General features: G+C 70.3%; 13 protein-coding genes. 8 read left to right on the forward strand and 5 right to left on the reverse strand.

From position 1 onward, the window contains the following. The first annotated feature begins 61 nt into the window (after positions 1-61). Both D7V80_RS10765 and D7V80_RS10770 read left to right on the forward strand, forming a co-directional pair. A complete protein-coding gene (locus D7V80_RS10765; protein ID WP_120588062.1) occupies positions 62-823 on the forward strand; it encodes a hypothetical protein in 762 nt (253 codons plus the stop codon). 2 nt (positions 824-825) lie between these two features. Next, positions 826-1380: a hypothetical protein gene (locus D7V80_RS10770; protein ID WP_199738492.1), complete on the forward strand. Its 555-nt coding sequence runs from the start codon at positions 826-828 to the stop codon at positions 1378-1380. Here the strand turns inward: D7V80_RS10770 and D7V80_RS10775 are convergent, their stop codons facing one another. From D7V80_RS10775 to D7V80_RS10795, 5 genes are all read right to left on the reverse strand, one after another. Then, complete coding sequence (locus tag D7V80_RS10775; RefSeq protein WP_120588063.1) at positions 1381-2097, reverse strand: hypothetical protein; 717 nt, start codon at positions 2095-2097, stop codon at positions 1381-1383. Next, positions 2097-3083 (reverse strand): hypothetical protein, encoded by a 987-nt coding sequence (locus D7V80_RS10780; RefSeq protein ID WP_120588064.1) that lies wholly within the window; start codon positions 3081-3083, stop codon positions 2097-2099. The genes D7V80_RS10775 and D7V80_RS10780 overlap by 1 nt, the downstream gene beginning before the upstream one ends. Continuing rightward, a complete protein-coding gene (locus D7V80_RS10785) occupies positions 3083-4624 on the reverse strand; it encodes a pilus assembly protein TadG-related protein (protein ID WP_120588065.1) in 1542 nt (513 codons plus the stop codon). The genes D7V80_RS10780 and D7V80_RS10785 overlap by 1 nt, the downstream gene beginning before the upstream one ends. Next, on the reverse strand, positions 4603-5400 hold the full coding sequence (locus D7V80_RS10790; protein ID WP_120588066.1) for a TadE/TadG family type IV pilus assembly protein: 798 nt from the start codon (positions 5398-5400) through the stop codon (positions 4603-4605). Before D7V80_RS10790 ends, D7V80_RS10785 begins: the two co-directional genes overlap by 22 nt. Before the next feature lie 102 nt (positions 5401-5502). Then, a complete protein-coding gene (locus tag D7V80_RS10795) occupies positions 5503-8559 on the reverse strand; it encodes a helicase-related protein (protein ID WP_120588067.1) in 3057 nt (1018 codons plus the stop codon). Between the two features lie 345 nt (positions 8560-8904). Between D7V80_RS10795 and D7V80_RS10800 the strand changes: the two genes are divergently transcribed. The 6 genes from D7V80_RS10800 (at position 8905) to D7V80_RS10825 (ending at position 19363) form a co-directional block, all read left to right on the forward strand. Then, on the forward strand, positions 8905-10761 hold the full coding sequence (locus D7V80_RS10800; RefSeq protein WP_120588068.1) for an ATP-binding protein: 1857 nt from the start codon (positions 8905-8907) through the stop codon (positions 10759-10761). 268 nt (positions 10762-11029) lie between these two features. Next, positions 11030-12901: a cytochrome C gene (locus tag D7V80_RS10805; RefSeq protein WP_120588069.1), complete on the forward strand. Its 1872-nt coding sequence runs from the start codon at positions 11030-11032 to the stop codon at positions 12899-12901. A 27-nt stretch (positions 12902-12928) separates the two neighbouring features. Continuing rightward, on the forward strand, positions 12929-14092 hold the full coding sequence (locus tag D7V80_RS10810) for an FIST signal transduction protein (RefSeq protein WP_120588070.1): 1164 nt from the start codon (positions 12929-12931) through the stop codon (positions 14090-14092). 11 nt (positions 14093-14103) lie between these two features. Further along, entirely contained in the window at positions 14104-17070 is a 2967-nt protein-coding gene (locus D7V80_RS10815; protein WP_120588071.1) for a response regulator, read from the forward strand. Beyond that, positions 17063-17482, forward strand: a complete 420-nt coding sequence (locus D7V80_RS10820; protein WP_014393466.1) for a response regulator — start codon at positions 17063-17065, stop codon at positions 17480-17482. Before D7V80_RS10815 ends, D7V80_RS10820 begins: the two co-directional genes overlap by 8 nt. Before the next feature lie 285 nt (positions 17483-17767). Continuing rightward, a complete protein-coding gene (locus tag D7V80_RS10825) occupies positions 17768-19363 on the forward strand; it encodes a tryptophan 2,3-dioxygenase family protein (protein WP_233585254.1) in 1596 nt (531 codons plus the stop codon).

Here is a 19363-nt window from a genome sequence, read left to right on the forward strand (position 1 = left end):
CCGCCATGGCGTGATTGCCCCGTGCGCGGATGCCCGCCTTGTGCCTACCGTCCATTCCACGATGAGCCGCTCCAAGAACAGAGCCCCCGACTTCGTCCGCCAGTTCGAGGGTGTACAGACGCTCGACGGATTGCTGGAGCTGTCTGGCAGTCCCTGCGACACCTCCGACGTGCTCGAGCGCATGCGCGAGGCGCGCACGGAAGGCGCCGATGCCAGCCAGGTGATTCCCACCCTCTTCGAGGGGGAGCCCCGCTTCCCGGACCCGGAGCTGGCGCGCCGCCTGTACCAGAACCTGCTGGGCCTCTGGGACGCGGTGCTGGAGGGAAAGGCGGTGCGGCTGGAGGACGGCCCCCGCCCGCCGCGCCCGAAGAAGGAGCGGCTGCAGCCGCCCGCGCCCTTCCATCCGGACGAGCCCTCCGGCGAATTCGTGGAGGCCGCCTGGCGTTATCTGGAGGACGACGACAAGGCGCGCACGCGGCTGATGCATGCCTTCGAGAACCGGCAGGACGGCTTGCTGGGTGCGCTTGACGCCGCTGGCCTCACGGACGAAGGTTACGGGGTCGCCCGTCACCTGCTCTTCGAGCTGCACGCCATGCTGGAGCTGGGCTGGCCGCCGGGGCTCTCGGCCGTGGATGCCAGGGCTTTGGACAGGGAACCGGATGCGCCGCCCGCGCCGGATGCCCTCCAGGAATACGTGACGGAAGCGCTGTTCGAGGCGGAGCAGGACGAGGAGCACCCCCTCGCCCCCGAGGAGCTGGCGCAGGTGCGCACCCTCGTCCGGCGGGGACTGGCGGCGCTGTGGCGCGCGCGCAAGGGGAGATGAAGATGGCCCGAGACGACAACGACGGTGGTGGCTTCACCGGCAAGCGCAACAAGTCCTACCGCGAGCTGGACGCGCAGCGCGGCAAGAGCAAGTACCACTCGCGCCAGGACGACCCGGCGCAGCAGAAGCTGGAGCGCAGCGCCAGCTACCAGAAATACAAGACGGCCGCGGACGCCCTCTTCACCGGCGGCGAGCTGCCGGAGGGGCTCGCGAAGACGTTCGACCCCGAAGGCAAGCGCAAGGCCCAGAAGGACGCCCTGCGCAAGGTGCAGGAGTCGGAGACGCGCGCGGACTGGGTGAAGGGCGTGGTGGACTACCTGGAGAAGTATCCGGACATGCCCGAGGACGCGTACTTCCTCGACAGCCTCCTGGACCACCCGCGCGAGCGCATCGTGGACAAGGCGCTGGCGAAGCTGGAGGCGCTCCACGAGGCGGGCACACTTCAGAAGAAGCTGCCCAAGAGCCTGGATCAGCGCCTGAAGTCCATCGAGCTCACCGGCCTGGACCCCGACATGCAGGGCCGCGCCAAGGCGCTGCGCGAGAAGCTGCGCACCTGATCAGCGCGCGCGCTGCTGATGGATGAGCACCACGTCGCGCTGCCCCTCCTCCTTGGAGGGCTGGTGCGAGAGCCGCAGCTCCGCGCCAGGCCGCGAGTACAGGCCGGGCTCGTCGCCGCGCTTCCACCCGGCCTTCGCCAGGGCGTCGTCGTAGAAGGCATCCACCTGCGGCCCCGTGAGCGGCACCTGGAAGGTGAGCGTGCGCGACCCTTCCGCGTTGACGCGCAGCACGCCATTCGCCCGCGGCGGCAGCGGCGCGAAGTCCCCAGCGGCTTCCGGCGGACGCGCCAGCGCGTGGTTGGCCTCCCCCAGGTACAGCGTGGTGGTGCCATCCGGCTGCGGCATCATCACCACGGTGTAGGTGATGCGCCGCTTCGGATCCAACGCGGTGAGCATGGCCGCGTTGTTCGCGTACTGCGCCTGCTCCTTGCCGGGCGGCACGTAGAGGCCGCCGTCACGGAACGCGTCCGCGAAGCGCTGCACCAGGTCCCGGATGCTCTCCTTCACGTGCACCGCGCGCAGCGCCACCGGGATGCCACCCGCCTCCACGATGTCGCTGGCCTCCACGTGGGCGATGACCTGGAGCCGGGGCCACGCGAAGCGCGGCGCGGCCTGCTGCACGCCCGCGTCCGGCACACCCGCGTCGGGAGCCCGCGCCCGGGCGGACAGGCCCAGCAGCAGCGAGAGCACCGCGCCCGCCACGCGCCCGCCCGACATCAATGCGGCACGCCTCCCAGCCATTTGTTGCGCCGGCCGTCGTTCCGGTAGGTGGGGGACAGGTTTTCCGCCACGAAGGGGGTCGTCTCCCAGACGGTCTGGTTGCCCGCGTGCGACGCGCCGATGCTCTGCTCGTAGTTGCTCTCCGCGCCGCGGAAGCTCATGAAGAACTGGTCTTCATTCACGCCGCCCGTCGCGCCCACGCCGGCCATCAGCGCGGTGCCCGCGTTCCCGCCAGCGCCGTTCTCGCGGTACACCCGTTGGACCCACCCGTAGTAGTCCACGTTCGCGCAGGGCGCTCCGGTGTTGGTGCTGAGCGGGCACTCACGGCCCTCCGCCAGGGAGGACAGGCCCCAGTCATCCAGCAGCATGAAGAAGCGCCGGGTGCAGCGCCCGCCCGACGCGCGCCCCGCGGCGCACACGCGGAACTGGTCGCTGGCGAGCCGGTGCGACACCTTGAAGAACTCCGGCTCCATGAAGTTGCCCAGCCGCTCCGCGCGCAGCGTGGTGGAGGCGTTGCAGGAGATGCCGTCGGACTGGGTGGCCATGGCCGCATCCAGCGCGCCCGTTTCGCCGGTCGTCGCGTCCTGCGGACGGGTGCCCAGGATGTCCACGGGGCTGCCCGCGGGCCGCGTCGGCTCACAGTCCACGTTCACCCGCGTGGCGCGCGCGATGGCCAACTGGAAGGTCATCGCGCCGCTGGCGTGGCTGGCCCGGCCGTCGAAGTCCTGGTAGCGCCCGGAGGCCTCCGAGGACGCCAGCGCCTCCGCGTTCGAGCGCTGGAAGACGCCGGCCTGCGGGTTGTGCATCACGTGCCCGGTGGCCTCCCACAGCGCGAAGTTGGCGGCCTCCTGCACCTTGAGCGTCAGCGCGCCCACCTCCGCGAAGTAGATGCCGAACAGGAGGATGGTGACGAACACCATGGAGCCCAGGGCCGTCTCGACGAGCGCCTGTCCCCGGCGCGACCTGGCAGCGAGCGCGCGCATCAGTACTTCCCTCCCGTGCTGCTGCCGCCCCGGTAGCCGACGTTGTCCAGCCGGCGCAGCGCGTCCGCGTGCTCGGAGAAGCCCGCCTGCTGCAGGCTGTTCGCGGGCTTGTCGTCGCGGGCGCCCTCGGTGCTCACCAGCGTGGCGCGCCAGAAGGGGTTGAGGAAGTTGGGCGGCTCCTCCCATCCGCCGCCCGCCGCCGCCGGCCGGGGCCGGTGGTAGTAGGCGAGCCCCGCGGCCAGCGCCACCTGGTTGCGCTGCACGTCCTCGCGGCCCGTGGGCTGGATGCGCCCGAGCGGCGCGGCGTTGTCGAACTCCGTCTCCTGGTTCGCGAACTTGAACGTGAACAGCAGGTTCCAGGGGTCCGGCTTCGCGCGGCGTGCGTCGCTGGCGTAGTCGCGCAGGAGCATCGCGTACAGCTTGGGCTGGCCGTAGTCGTTCTCGTCCGCGTTGCCGTGCAGCAGCCCCGCGTTGAAGCCCACCGAATAGGGCCAGATGCCGGGGCACACCACGCACGCGCCCAGCGTGTGGCGCTCGTCCACGGTGGTGTTGTTCTCCGCGCCCTGGCCCGGCGGCGGCTTGTTCGCGCCGTAGACGTGCTGGTCCTGGTGGGACTGGCGCTCGTCGGACATCACCCACGCGTCCGTCGCCACGGCGGTGATGGGGCTGCCGTCCGGGCAGGTCTCCGTGATGGCGCGGCCGTGGTCGTGTGCCCACGAGTTGCGGCCGGAGATGGTCTGGTAGGTGGAGGAGTCCATCGACGCCGCGCTGGCGTAGTGCTTGAAGCCCGGGTTGTGCGCGGCCGCGCCCGAGCCGAAGCCCGCGCTGCCGCTCGGGCGGTTGTGCACCCAGGTCCAGCCCAGGCTGCCCATGGTGGCGTTGCGCGTGGCGGTGCCCTGCCCACCACCGGTGGGCATCACCGCCCCGGAGGTGTCCGGCACCGTGCCGGTCTTCTCCTGCTGCATCAGGTCGTCGTAGCTGGAGCCGGAGGACGCGCCGCCGGACACCTCCGCCAGCGACTTGTTCGCGCCCTCGGGCGGAGCGAAGAGCTCCGGGTTGATCTCCTTGGCGATGAGGTTGGTGAGCCCCTGGTTCGCCAGGTGGGTGCCGATGAGCCGGTTGTAGATGGACAGCTCCGCGCGGAACATGGCGCCCGCGCGCCCCTGGAGCGAGATCACCTGCATGGCCGCCGCCTGGTCCAGGCCGGACCACGCCATGTCGTTCACGGGGCACGGAGACGTCTGCCGCGCGGCGTACTGCTGGCTGCCGTAGCTGATCATCGACTGCGTGCCCGCCATGGCCACCATGTGGGCGATCTGGGCGCGGTTCATCACCGCGATGGCGTTGAACGTGCGCGCCGTGGACACCGCCTGGCTGTAGGCCGCCGCGTCCGCCGCCATCTGGATTTCGACGCGCTCCTTGGCGCGCATGCCGAAGCCCAGCGTGAGCAGCACCATCAGCGTCAACAGGAGGAACGTCAGCGAGAACAGCACCAGCGCCTGACCGCGCGCGCCGGACTTCAGAAGCCGTGCAGGCTGCATCCGGCACCTCCATTGAAGTTCGACGCCTTCACCGGGGTCATCATCCGCATGGCCGCGTGGACCTGGATGGGGAACAGGTAGTGCCCCTGCGCGTTCCAGCGCAGCATCCGCTCGCCCAGGTCCCCGCCGGGCCAGTCATCCGGCCCCAGCTCCACGTCCGTGTCCGCCCACCAGTCGGACTCCTTCTGCGCCGGGTTGAGCGGGTTCGTGTTCGTGTAGTTCTTCAGGTGGAACTGGGCCAGGAACATGCGGCTCATCACCCAGTCCGCGAACGGGATGCGCATGTAGTACCAGGCGACCATGCGGATCTCGAGCGTGCGCCGCTGCATCTCCGCCGCCGAGTCCGTGGGCACGTCGAACAGCAGGTCCTCGTCGCCCGCGAGGCCGCGCACCCAGCCCACGTCCGGGGACTCGCGGACGATTTCGACCATGGGCCCTTCGGTGAAGAGCGTCCCCCGCGAGCCGCGCACGCGCAGGTAGTTGCGCTTGCGTTCATCAAAGGCGTTGGCCAGCTGCGCGGGCGTGCGCGTGTGCTCCACCGTGGGCAGCATCGTCACCAGCGCCGCGTGCGTCATCGCCTCGCAGCTGGCGTGGTTGAGGCTGCCCGCGCGCACCGCGCGGTACACCGCCACCTGCGCCAGGATGCGGCCCTGCAGCAGCATGAAGAGCTGCAGCGTGCCCAGCACCATGAACACCGCGAGCGGCATGCACAACGCCGCTTCCACGGCGGCTTGACCGGACTCGTGCTTCCGACGCTGGGGGTGGGGGAAGGCCATATGAGGGGAGGTTGCCTTCCTCCTAGATTCTCGATGATTGGGGAATCGGTCAAATGGCCGGAACGCCATGGAACCGATTCCATACTATCAGGATGGTTTGGCTCAGCGGTTGAGGGTGAACCCGCAGGCCGCGTCCAGCACCACCTTCGCCCCCGCGAGCGCCTGGAGCAGGCGTTCGTAGTGATGGCGCTCCGCGTCAACCTGGGCCTCCACCGCCTCCGGGGCCAGGCCCTGGTGGGAGAGGGAGAGGAGCAGACGGGCGGCGGCGGAGTCGCGCTCGGCCTCGATGGCGGCCCGGGCCTTCTTCGCGGACCGGCCAAGCTCCGCCTCGGCGGCGGCCTGGGCCACGGGCAGCGCGGCGTCCACGAAGGCGCCGAAGCCGGGGAAGGCCTGGTGGACCTCATCCCCCTTCAGGGCCTTGCCGTCGGCTTCCAATGCGGCCAGTACGGAAGTGTCGGCCACGGGGCCCTGGGGGCCCTCCACCACGGCCACGGGCAGGAGGGTGCGCGCCAGGAAGCGGGCCAGCTGGCGGCTGGGCACGCGGGCGCCGGGCGAGGTGTCCTGGGGCTCCGGCAGCTGGACGTGGAAGAGCAGCTCCAGGCCGCGCGCGGGCTTCTTCACACCGCGCTTCTCGATGTGGCGGAAGCCGCTGCGGCCGTAGGGGCCGTCCTTGAGGAAGCCGAACAGCGCCTCCACCAGCGGGTGGCCGGTGGCGAAGTACTCCAGCTCCTCCGCCTCCACGGCGGTGTCGCGCCAGAAGGTGCCCAGCACGGTGCGGTCCTGCATCACGTCGATGCCGGGCAGGCCTTCGACGTTGAGCGCGTGGCCGAACTGGAAGGCCACCTGGAAGGCCTCCACCTGTTCGTCGGTGTCCACGCCAATGCCCACGCGGCGCGCCAGCTCCGTGACGGTCTCCTCCAGGCGCTCGTCCAGGTCGCGCGCCACGCTCCACAGCCCGTCCTCCAGCGGCGGGGCCTCCTCGTCGGAGTCCTCGTCCCCGGGCTCCGGCGGCTCCTCGCCCATGCGCTCCTGCGCGCGCGCCACCAGCCGGGCCACGGCGGGCTTGTCGAAGCTGCGCACGTCCAGGAGCGGGTCGTACGCGCGCTTCACCTGCTCACGCGCCGCCTCCACGCGGGCCTTCAGCTCCGCGGCGTACTCCACGCGCGCCTCGCGGGGCAGCAGGGCCAGGTCCGCGATGCGGTCCTCCACCTCCTCCAGCACCGCGTCCAGGCCGCCCACCGTCTCACCGAAGACGCCCACGGCGTCCGCCAGCAGCATCAGCACGTCCGACGCGAGCGTGCCCGCGGGGTCGAAGACGTGGATCTCCACCGGGTGCGTCTGCCCGATGCGGTCCAGGCGGCCGATGCGCTGCTCCACCGTGGAGGGGCTCCACGGCAGGTCGTAGTGGACCAGGTGGTGCGCGAACTGGAAGTTGCGGCCCTCGCCGCCCACCTCCGTGCACAGCAGCACCCGGGGGCCCTCCGGGTCGCGGAAGCGCGCCACCTGCCGGTCGCGCTCCACGAGCGGCAGGTCGCCGTGGTAGCCCAGCGCCTCCACGCCCTCGCGCGACAGCTCCGACTGGAGCGAGTCCAGCGTGTCGCGGCTCTCCGTGAACACGAGCACCTTCGCGCGCGGCTCCGCCTTCCAGATGCCGCGCAGCACGCCCACGAACGCGATGAGCTTCGCGTCCCGGCCGGTCAGCTTGAGGTCCGCGCCCTTCAGCGCCGGGTTGGACTTCACCGCGCCCGTGAACGCCGCGGGGCTGGACTCCAGACGCCTGAGCACGTTGGCCAGCGGCGCGCCTCGAAGCGTGCCGTTCGCCAGCGTGGCGAGCGCCGTGTCGCGCGCCTTCAGCTCCTCCGGCGTGAGCTGCACCGGGTGCCGGTGGAGCCTGCGCGTGGAGAAGCCGCCCACCACCGCGCGCCGGTTGCGCACCAGCCGGTCCGACAGGCTGTACGTCTCCGCCAGGTGCGCGAGCAGCGCCTCCTTCTCCTTCAGCGTCTGGAGCCGCGCGTCCTCCGGGAAGCGCTTCGCCAGCGAGGCCACGGAGGCCTTCGCGTCCTTGCCCTCCATCAGCGCGCGCACCGCGGTGGACAGCTCCTCCTGGCGCTGGAGCCGCGCCTCGAAGCCCTTCACGGACGGCGCGGTGGTCGCATCGATGAGGGTGAGCAGGCCGTGGTACTCCGCAGGGTCCAGCTGCATGGGCGTGGCGGTGAGCAGCAATAGCCCCCACGAGTTCGCGGCCAGCCCCTTCGCGGCGGCGAAGGCCTTCTCGCCCTTGAGGTGGTGCGCCTCGTCGATGATGACCAGGTCCCAGAAGGCGTCCTCGGCGGCCACCTCTTCGCGGTGCTCGCGGGTGCGGCTGAGCAGCTCCAGGCTCGTCACCACCAGCGGGAAGCGCGCCCACGGAGAGACGTCCGGCGCCTCCTTCAGCGACTGCTCGTAGCGGTCCGAGTCCATCAGCGTGAAGAGCTGGTTGAACTTGTGGAACAGCTCCACCAGCCACTGCACGGTGAGGTGGCTGGGCGCCACCACCAGACACCGCCGCGCCAGGCCCACCAGCCGCAGCGCGCTGAACACCATGCCCGCTTCAATCGTCTTGCCCAGGCCCACTTCGTCCGCCAGCACGAAGCGAGGCCGGCGCGCGGACAGCACGCGCTGCACCACGCCCACCTGGTGCGGCTTCACCATCACCCGGCTGGCCAAGAGCGCGCCCAGCGCGTCACCCCGGCGCTCGTCGTCCAGCACCAGCGCCTGCTTGCGCAGCATGAACGCCTTCGCGTCCCCCACCCGCCCGTCGCGCAGCGTGGACAAGAGGTCGGAGCGCGGCGCCAGCGCGCGGACCTCGGACTCCGGCAGCTCGTCCTCCTCGCCCGTGTCCTCGAAGCGCACCACGTAGCGGCGCAGTCCGCGCGCGCCCGGCTCCTCGCCCAGGATGGTGGCCTTGCGTCCCTTCGGCGTCTGGATGGGCTCACCCTTGGGCAGCTGGTACGGCACCAGCGCACCGCCGCGCGTGGACACCAGCACCGGCGCATCCTCGCGGGACGGGAAGGCGATGAGGGCCTTGGCCCCCTGCTCCTGCAGCGACACCAGATGCCCCACACCCCATTCGGGCTGCGGGAGGTAGCGGACCTTCAGACCTTCGACGAGAGACGCCATATGCCGTGCGACACCTGGGTGACGAGGAGGGGGGGGCGCTGCATAACGTCCCAACGCCCGGAAGGCCATTTCGCAGGCACCTCCATCCCTTCCAACCCCTTGAATCCAGGCCCGAGTTCCCAGAAAGGCGCCGGGCAGCGTCCACCATCCGACAGCCCCGCCGCGTCCTGCCCGCCAGGAATTTCCCATCCTCGCGGGTAGGGTCCATGATTCCATGACAAACAGGTAAAAACAGGGTTATAGGATACCCTGCCCGACAGTGCGATGTCGCTCACCCCACCTTTTCGGTGATGTTGAGCGTCCTTCTGCACAGAAGCGCTCGGTGCCGTCGGGGGGGAGTGCCACATGCTGCGACGTTGGACCTTCGCTCAGCGGGTCGGGGCAGGTCTGTCCGCGTGCCTTCTGGCCGGACTCATCCTGCTTGCCACCCTGGTGTCCACGGCCCACACGCTCAGGGTGGACGACGGGGCCCTCGGCCATCACATCGCCGACATCCTCGCGGGCCTGCTGGGCCTGGGCGCCCTGGTCGCGCTGGTGATGGTGCTGCGCAACGCGCTGGGCCCCATGCACGCGGAAGCGGTGCGGAGCGAGCAGCGGCTGCACCTGTTCATGGATGGCGTGAGCGACTACGCGCTGTGCTTCCTGGAGCCGGATGGCACGGTGTCCTGCTGGAGCACGGGCGCGGAGCGGCTCACCGGGTGGACGTCCTCCGACATCGTGGGCCAGCGCGTGGAGGTGCTGCACGTGCCGGATGCCGTCACGCACGGGCTGCCCGCCTCCCACCGCGAGCGGGCCGCGCGCGAGCGGCGCCTGCAGTCGGAGGGCTGGCGGATGCGCAAGGACGGCTCGCGCTTCTGGGCGGAGACGCTGCTCACCGCGCTCTACGCGGAAGGCGGCACGCTGCAGGGCTTCGCGGAGGTGACGCGCGACATCACCGAGCGCAAGCGCACCGAGCGCATGCAGGCGCTGCTCGCGGAGGCCGGCCGCGTGCTGCAGCCGCAGGCCGGCGCCAAGGAGCTGGGCAACGCGCTCACCCGCCTGTGCGTGCCGGAAGTCGCGGACGCGTGCGTGCTCTACCTGCCGGACGGCCAGGCCGGGGTGCGCCCCGGCGCGGTGGCGTGCGCGGACGCGGCCACCCAGGCGCGGCTGTGGGAGCCGCTGATGCGCAGGCCGTCCCTGGACGAGCCCGGCCCCGCGCGCGTCATGCACACCGGCCGCGCCGAGCGCTTCGCGGAGGTGGACCCCGGCCGGCTGCCCTCCTCCGTCAGCGACAGCAGCTGCGCGGAGCTGTGGCGCGCGCTGGGCGTGCGCTCCGCGCTGAGCGTGCCGCTGGTCGTGGACAACCGCGTGCTGGGCGCGCTGTGCCTGCTGTCCACGCGGCCGCACCGCCACTACGGCGCGGTGGACCAGGCCTTCATCGAAGAGCTGTCCGCGCGCGCCGCGCTGGCGCTGGACAACGCCCGCCTGCTGGCGGCGACGCAGAACGCGCTGGAGCTCATTGGCGTGGCGGCGCACGACCTGGGCACCCCGCTGAGCTCCCTGCAGCTGCGCCTGCGCCGCGTGCGCCTGCAGTGCGCGCCCGCGCACGCGGAGGACCCGCGCCTGCGCGAGGGGCTGCTGCTGGCCGAGGACGAGACGAAGCGGCTGGGGCAGCTGGTGCACAACCTGCTGGACCTGTCGCGCCTGTCCGGCGGCCGGCTGGTGCTGGAGTCCCGCCCCATGGACCTGGCGGAGCTGGCGCACGAGGTGGCCGCCCGCCACGAGGACCAGGCCGCCGCCGCCGGCTGCGCCCTCACCGTCCACGCCCGGAACGCGGCCCGCGGCCGCTGGGACCGCCAGCGCCTGGACCGCGTCCTCACCAACCTGGTCAGCAACGCCCTCAAGTTCGGCCGGGGCCAGCCGGTGGAGGTGCATGTGAACGTGGATGAGGACTCACACCGGATCCAGATGTCGGTGCGGGACCACGGCGCCGGCATCCCCGCGGAAGCCCAGCAGCGCCTGTTCACCCGCTTCGAGCGGGTCACGACGGACAGCCGCGCGCCGGGCTTCGGCCTGGGCCTCTACATCGTCCGCCAGCTCGTCGAAGCCCACGGCGGCACCATCCGCGTCCACTCGCGGCTGGGGGAAGGCTCGGAGTTCACTGTCGAACTCCCGTTCACCCAGGAAGCACAGGAGGAAGTGGGAAACACGATTCGAATCTGACCCTCCCGGGTGGGTTGCGCCCCACAGCCCCTTCCCATCCAGTCACGAACAATCCGAGTTCGCCTCTGAGTAGAATTATTCTCAGAAGTTGAATCGCTCTGTTGATTGTGGATATTCTCCGTGTGGCTAGAACTGCTCGTTTCCGGCAAAAGCCGGATTTGAGAGTGACCCTCCGCCAGCGTCCCCCCGACGCAAGGGCACCCGGGTCCACTGGCCGCGACGCTGCTCCGGCAGCTGTCCGCACATACGCGTTCGGAGGAGTCCCCTCATGGGTGGAGCTGTCACGATTCGGGAGCGGTGTTCTCGCACTTCCCCCCGCCTGTTCACGGCGGGCCGCGCGAGCCTGCTGGCCACCCTGGCCAGCCTGACGGTGGCGTGCGGTGGTCCGGAGTCCACGGAGCTGGCGCCCTCCGCCGTCGAGGAGTCCCCTGTCGAGCCGCAGCTCGCGGTCCAGGGCCAGGACCTGTCGCTGGGCGACATCCTGGGTGGCGGCAACCGCGCGCCGGCCGTGGGCCTGGCGCTGGAAGTCGACAACGGCAAGGGCGTGCCCATCAAGGTGAAGGCCGGGCAGACCTTCTGGGTGAACCAGATTGACCTGCGCGCCTCCATCACCGCGTCCAAGGACGAGGGCGTGGACGGCCTGCGTCAGAACAGCGACTTCCTGGCCATCGGGTGGGCAGGTGTGCGCCTGGCGGACCAGGAGTTCGTGGGCCTGTCGAACCCGGACGGCACCTTCACCCGCCGCCGTTTCTACCGTGACGCCGCGTGGATGAAGGCGACCAGCCTCTTCACGGTGGAGCCGGTGGACGCGCGCGGCGTGCTGACGGGCGCCCCGGTGCTCCTGAACATCGGCAGCGACGACACCCGCCGCACGGAGCGTGACGACTTCTTCATCCGCCGCATGCGCGCCATCCAGTGGACGCGCGACTGCCGCTCGCTCACGGACTGCAACGGCGCCACGGCCTATGAGGAAGAGGCCCTGGTGGAGCTGCGCAACGCGTACGAGCACGCGAAGAAGCAGACCATCACCTTCAACTCCCGCACGGCCGGTCTGCGCCTGCGCTGGAGCCTGCGCCCGTTCGCCCCCTACTACATCCCCGTCACCCAGGTGTCCCAGCCGGAGTTCAGCTACGGGTTCGGCATCGACATCAAGCCCCTGACGGCGCCCCGCAAGGACGGCACGTATGCCCCCGGGTCGCAGGTCACCTTCCAGATGACCCTGAAGGACGGCAAGGGCAAGCGCCTGCACAAGGCCGGGAGCCTCCCAACCTACAATGAGGTCGCACCTCCGGGCGCTCCCGGCAGCCCGGCGGGGATCCAGTACTATCAGGCCTTCTTCAACCCCACGACGACCTACTATCGCCGCAAGCACCAGGAACGGATGATGATGACCCAGCTCATCGGGCCGGCGCAGGACATCCAGCCCATCCGGACCATCGTCGACCTGGAGGCCTTCCTGGACGACTCGCAGGACGTGCAGACCATCGCCACCCCGGCGCGCGACGGCGTCTATGCGCAGTTCATGACCTTCCCCCCCTCCAACAAGCTGTTCGGCGGCGCCTTCTTCCCCAACGACGGCCGCTGGGACGCGCCCGTGAGCGACACCTGGACCTACACCCTGCCCGCGGACGTGAAGCCCGGCACCTACCTGGTGACCGCCAAGGCGCGCCGCAATTACCTGGGCGAGGACGTCCCGGCGTCGCGCACCATCGAAATCCAGGTGGGGACGAAGACGCACACCAGCGCGGCCCTGACCACGGGTCCGTGCAACACCTGCCACAGCAAGGGCGGCGAGCTGGGTGAAGTCCTGCATGCGAACGACAACCGCGCGGCGTGCGCGTCGTGCCATGCTCCGCTGGGCTTCGAACTGGAAGGCCCCATCTTCGTGCGCACGCACTTCATCCACTCGCGCTCCAACCGCTTCGACGCGCCCCTGGAGAAGTGCTCGTCCTGCCACCTGAAGCAGGAGACCACGCAGCGCACCAGCAAGGCCGCATGCCTGTCGTGCCACAAGAGCTACCCTGAGAGCCACGTGGAGAAGTTCGGCCCCATCGAGAGCATGTACGTCGGCGGGGGCCGCGAGTCGTTCCAGCAGTGCACCGGCAGTTGTCACAAGACACACCCCGGCGCCGGCTTCTAGCCGCCGCCGGTTCGCACGGAGGTCCTCATGGCGCACGTGAAGATGCAGACGGCTCGTTCCACCCTCACGGATCCGGTCGCCGTCGCCGAGGACCTCCTGCGCCAGTTGCACGGCCCGCCGCCGAAGCTGGTGACGCTGTTCGCGGCCCGCCAGCGAGACCAGCGCGCGCTCAACCGCGCGGTGCGCGAGCGGCTGCCCAAGGACACCCGGCTGGTGGGCGCCACCACCGCCGGAGAGCTGGACAACAACGGCATCCACGAGAACAGCGTGGTGCTGGGCGCGCTCTCCGGCGACTTCGAGGTGGGCCTGGGCCTGGGGAGCGGCCTCACCGGGGACGCCATCGCCGCGGGCGCGCAGGCCATCAAGCGCGCGTGCGAGGAGCTGGGCGTGCGCCAGCAGGACCTGGACGCGCGCCGGTACGTGGGCCTCGTGATTGACGACGGCTTCCGTTACAAGAAGGAAGAGCTGCTGCTGGGCATCCTGGAGAAGAACCAGACCCTGGTGCTCGTGGGCGGCGGCGCCAGCGACGCGGAGACGGACCCCGCGCGCCAGTCCGCCCTCATCCACGTGGACGGAGAGGTCGCCGGCGACGGCGTGCTGGTGGCCCTGTTCAAGACGAACGCGCCCTGGGCCGCGCTGCGCTCGCACTGGTACGTGCCCACCGGTGAGCGCATGACCATCACCAAGGTGGACGAGACGCACACGCGCGCCCTGGAGATCGACGGCCAGCCCGCCGCCCGGCGCTACGCGGACATCCTGGGCGTGGAGAACATCGCGGACCTGGAGTTCGGCCGGCCCGGTGGCTTCGCGCTACGCCCCACCGCGCTCAAGGTGGGCCGCGAGTACTTCATCCGCGCCGCGTGGCGCCCCCTGGAGGACGGCTCCATCCTGTTCGCCAACCTCCTGGAGGAGGGCAGCGAGCTGGACCTGATGAAGGCCGGCGACCTTGCGGGCATGACTCGGGACTTCTTCCAGGAAGAGCTGCCCAGGCGTGTACAGAACCCCCAGGCCGCCCTCCTGTTCCACTGCAGCGGACGCCTGTGGTACGCGCAGGCCCAGGGTCAGCTGCCGAAGCTCTCGGAATCCTTGAAGCTTGCACCCTCCGCGGCTGGGATGAACGTGCAATTCGAGATCTACTCGGGCTTCCACATCAACACCACGCTGACCGTGCTCGCGTTCGGCTCCAACTAAGTCCCCAGACCATGGCCCAGCACCCGTTCGACGTGGCCCACGCCGAGGCGCCTCTTGGTTACACCCTGTCGCTGCTCCTGGTGGGCAGCGAGCGTGAGACGCGCGCCATGCGCGACGCGCTGGAGAAGGAGGACATCCTCTCCATGCTCACGCTGGAGCCCGTCAGTACACGGGAAGCCCTGGAGCAGGCGCTGGAGCGCCCCTGGGCCCTGGTGCTGGTGGGGTCCGAGCTGCCCGGCATGAGCTGGGAGGACGTCCAGGCCGCGTGGGTGAAGCGCGGCCGGGAGACGGCCTTCGTGGTGAGCGCGCCCACCTGGAGCGCGGACACGCTGGCCGCCGCCATGCGCGCCGGCGCGCGCGACTACGTGAGTGAGGACCGCTACGGCCACCTGCCCTTCGTGGTGGCGCGCGAGCTGCGCCTGCACGCCGAGCGCGCCCAGCACCAGATGACGGGCGTGGAGCTCAAGCGCACCAACTACCTGCTCAGCAACATCATCGACGCGCTGCCCTTCGTGCTGTTCGTGAAGGACGCGGACACGCGCCGGCTGACGGTGGTGAACAAGACGTTCGCGGACGCCTTCAAGGTCACCAAGGAGTGGCTGCTGGGGAAGCTGGACCACGACTACTTCCCCAAGGAGCAGGCGGACTCGTTCATCGCCATCGACACGGAGATCCTCGAGACGCGCAAGATGAAGACGTTCGAGGAGGTGGCCCGCGCGGACGGCGTGGACCGCATCTTCGCCACGCGCAAGATTCCGCTGCTGGACGACCAGGGCGTCGCGCGCTTCGTGATGGGCGTCACGGAGGACATCTCCGAGCGCAAGCAGAACGAGGAGGCCCTGCGCGCCTCCCGCGATGAGCTGGAGGCCGCCAACAAGCAGCTGGCCGCCAGCCTGGAGGAGATCAAGAAGACGCGCGCGGTGTCCGCCCGCTCCCTGGCGAGCTACCAGCAGCGCGCGCTCCAGATGGAGATCATCCGCCAGCAGAACGAGGACCTGGACCGGCTGGCCCAGGAACTCTCCGTCGCCAAGCGCAATGAAGAAGAGCGCGCCCGCGAGGCAGAAGGGGCCGTGCGCCTCAAGAGCGAGTTCCTGGCGAACTTCAGCCACGAAATCCGCACGCCGCTCAACGGCATCATCGGCTACTGCGACCTGCTCATGCGCGAGGAGGGCAGCCGCCTGACGCCGCACGGCCGGCGCGACCTCAACGTGGTGAAGACGAACGCCAAGACGCTGCTGGCGCTCATCAACGACATCCTGGACCTGTCCAAGATTGAAGCGGGCCGCGTGGAGGTCGTCACCGAGCCCGTGGACGTGCAGGAGCTGGCCGACGAGTGCATGGCCACCGTGAAGGAGTACCTCAAGGGCAAGGACGTGGCCCTCACGGTGAACGTGGACAACGACGCGAAGGAGATCCGCACCGACGCGCTGAAGCTGCGGCAGATCATGCTCAACCTCTTGAGCAACGCGGCCAAGTTCACGGACACGGGCGAGGTGGCGCTCACCGTGGTGCCCGCGGGCAGCGGCGAGCTGTTGATGACGGTGGAGGACACCGGCGTGGGCATCCCGTCGGATCAGCTCCCCTTCATCTTCGAGAAGTTCCGTCAGGTGGACGGCACCACCACGCGCAAGGTGGGCGGCACGGGGCTGGGGCTCGCCATCGTGCGCGAGCTCACCCGCGTGCTGGGCGGCACGGTGGACGTGAAGAGCACGCTGGGCCGCGGCTCCACCTTCACGGTGCGGCTGCCGGACGTGCTGGCGACCACGGTGGGCGCGGACAGCCCGCACGCCACGGAGCGCCTGGTGCCCTTCCATGACGTGGCCCAGAAGCTCGCGCCCATGGCGCGGCCGGGCAGCACGGTGATGGTGGTGGACGACGACGTGCTCATCCAGCAGCTCGTCACCGGCCAGCTGGAGCCCGCGGGCTTCCGGGTGGTGACGGCCAATGACGGCATCGCCGCGCTGAAGCTGGCCCGCGAGGTGAAGCCACAGGCCATCCTGCTGGACATCCACCTGCCGCGCATGGACGGCTGGTCCGTGTTGAGCCAGCTGAAGAGCGACCCGGCGCTGGCGGCCATCCCGGTCATCTTGGTATCGGTGGAGGAGCAGCGCGCCCGCGGCTTCAGCCTGGGGGCGTGCGAGTACCTGGTGAAGCCGGTGGAGCCGGAGCGCCTGGTGGACGTGGTGCAGAAGAGCCTGGCCTCCGCGGGCGCTTCCGCCGCCACGGGCGACGTGCTGGTGGTGGACGACGACGCGGCCACGCGCGAGCTGGTCAGCCGCAACCTGCGCCGCGCGGGCTTCTCCACCAACGAGGCGCGCAACGGCGAGGACGCGCTGCTCAAGGCGCGCGTGTCGCCGCCGTCGCTGGTGGTGCTGGACCTGATGATGCCGAACCTGGACGGCTTCGAGGTCCTGCGCCGGCTGCGCGCGGAGAAGCTGTCCGTGCCGGTGGTGGTGCTCACCGGCAAGACGCTGTCCACTGAAGAAGAGACGCTCTTGCGCGACGGCTTCGCGGGCTTCGTGCGCAAGGGCGGCCACGCGCTGGAGGACGTCATCTCGCAGGCCAAGGGCCTCTTGATGTCCCAGCGGGCGGCGTCCGCGGGGAAGCTGCCTCGCGTGCTGTACGTGGAGGACAGCGAGCAGAACCGCGACATCGTCCGCAGGTACCTTGGCGGACTGTATGACCTCATCGAGGCGGAGGACGGCGAGCAGGGGCTGGAGCGGGCCCGCAACGACGCGCCGGACCTCATCCTCATGGACCTGTCCCTGCCGCGGCTCGACGGCTGGGAAGTCACCCGCAGGCTCCGCGCGTTGCCGGATGGGCAGAACGTGCCCGTCATCGCCGTTACGGCGCACGCGGGTCGCGAATACCAGGACAAGGCGCAGGCGGCCGGTTGCACGGCCTACATGACCAAGCCCCTGGACCGCGATCAGCTCATCGAGACGATTCGTCAGTACCTAGGGAGAAGCCATGGCTGAAGCAAAACCGCGCGTCCTTGTCGTGGACGACGATCCGGACCTGCTCGACCTCGTGCAGCGCTCGCTGAGCGCGTACGGGTTCGATGTGCAGACCCACACGTCCGCGTTGGGCGTGTCCAACATCGTGCGCGCCTCCGAGCCGGACTTCGTGCTCATCGACGTCAACTTCCCCGCCCTCAAGGGGGACAAGGTGGTGGGCCTGGCGCGCCAGTACGCGCCCCCCGGCACCCGCTTCATCCTCTACTCCGCCTCGGATGAGGCCAAGCTGCGCTCGCTGGCCATCGCCTCCGGCGCGGACGGCTACATCTCCAAGAGCGTCCAGGGCGCGGAGCTGGCGCAGAAGCTCAACGCCATGCGCCTCAAGCCTCGCCCGGCGTCGCCCAACCGGAATCCCTCACCGGTTGAGAGCTGACCCACCCCCTGGGTGAGCCCGACCCCTCGGGCCACCCCGTACTCCGGACGGATGGGAATCTCAAAAATCGATAACCCGCATGCCCTGTATGCCTTGAAGTTCACAGAAAGGGCTGTAAGGTAGTCGCTTCTAGAGATTTACGCGCTCACTGTTCTTTCCTGACTGGGGCGCGCCTTACCCACCACGAACTGCCTGCGTCCCCCCGGAGGCACCTTGCACACGTCCACCGATTACAGCCACGCGGAAAAGCTTAAGCAGGAGCTGACTCAACCCCTGTTCAATGTGATGTTGAAGAGGTGGGTTGGGAAGGGCGAGCTGGACTACGAGCGCTACCTGCACACGGACACCCTGCTGGCGCTGCAGTCTCCGGAAGGTGAGCTGGTCTCCCACGACGAGCTGATGTTCCAGATCGTCCACCAGTCGCAGGAGCTGTACCTGAAGCTGGCGTCGCGGGAGATGGTGGAGGTGGTGGCGGAGATGGACCGCGACGCGCTGTGGGCGGTGTCGGCGCGGCTGGTGCGGGTGCAGAAGATCCTCTCCGGCATCAGCGCGGAGATGGCCATCCTGGAGACGATGACCCCGGCCGAGTACCAGGTCATCCGCCGCAGCCTGGGCAACGGCAGCGGCCAGGAGTCGCCGGGCTACAACACCTTGCGCCACGCGGCGGACGGGCTGGAGTCCGCCATGGAGCGCATGCTGGCGCGTCGCGGGCTGACGCTGTTCCAGGTCTATTCGGCTGGGGGGCCGAAGGACCTGCAGCACGTCTGCGAGCAGCTGGTGACGGTGGATGAGAGCTTCCAGGGGTGGCTGTACGCGCACTACCAGCTGGTGCGCCGGACGATTGGCATCGACCGCACGGTGAAGGCGCTGGACGGGCTGCCTTCCCAGGTGCTGCAGGCGCGCATGACGCTGCCGCTGTTCCGCGCGCTGTGGGACGTGCGCGTGGAGCTGACCGCGGGCTGGAAGCGCGAGGGTGGCTACACGCCGGGTGAGTCGCGCACCGGCGGCGGCTGCCCGATGGCCGCGATCAACGCGATGAAGGACACGGCGGTGCACGCGCCGGTGGCCCAGGCGCAGGCGGCGCACGCGCATGTGGCGGCGCACGCTCCCGTGGCGCATGCGCATCACGCCGCGATGGCGCACGCGGCCCCGGCCCATGCGCAGGAGGCGCGCACCGGCGGCGGCTGCCCGATGCACGCGCAGCACGCTTCGGGAGCTCACGCTTCGGCGGCCCACGCGTCCGCGGTCCACGCTCCGTCGGCCCATGCATCCGCGGTCCACGCGCACTCCGCCCCGGCCCACGCGACCGCGGCGAATGCTCAGCACGCCTCGGCGCCTCACGTGCCCGCGGCCCACGCCCAGCACGCCTCGGTGGCTCACGCCGTCATGGCGCATGCAGCGGAGGCCCACGCGCATGAAGCGCGCACCGGCGGCGGCTGCCCGATGCACGCTCAGCACTCGGCGGCGGCCCACGCGCCGGTGGCCCATGCTCCGGCCGCCCACGCACAGCCGGCTCCGGCTTCACACGCTCCGCACGCGGTGGCCCACGCTCCGGCCGCCCACGCACAGCCGGCTCCGGCTTCACACGCTCCGCACGCGGTGGCCCATGCTCCGGCCGCCCACGCACAGCCGGCTCCGGCTTCACACGCTCCGCACGCGGCGCCCCATGCTCCGCACGCGGTGCACGCGCCGGTGGCCCACGCCCAGCATGCCTCGGTGCCGCACGCGCCCGCTCACCATGCGGCGGCGGCTCCCGCGCCGGTGGCGCACGGGCCGCATGCGGCGCCTCACGCTCCGACACCTCACGGGCCTCACGCGCATTCACACGCAGCGCATGTGTCGGCGTACGCCCACGCCCAGGAGCTGCGGAGCCAGTCGTGA

The sequence above is a fragment of the Corallococcus sp. CA054B genome, assembly GCF_003611625.1.
GTDB classification, from domain to species: domain Bacteria; phylum Myxococcota; class Myxococcia; order Myxococcales; family Myxococcaceae; genus Corallococcus; species Corallococcus coralloides.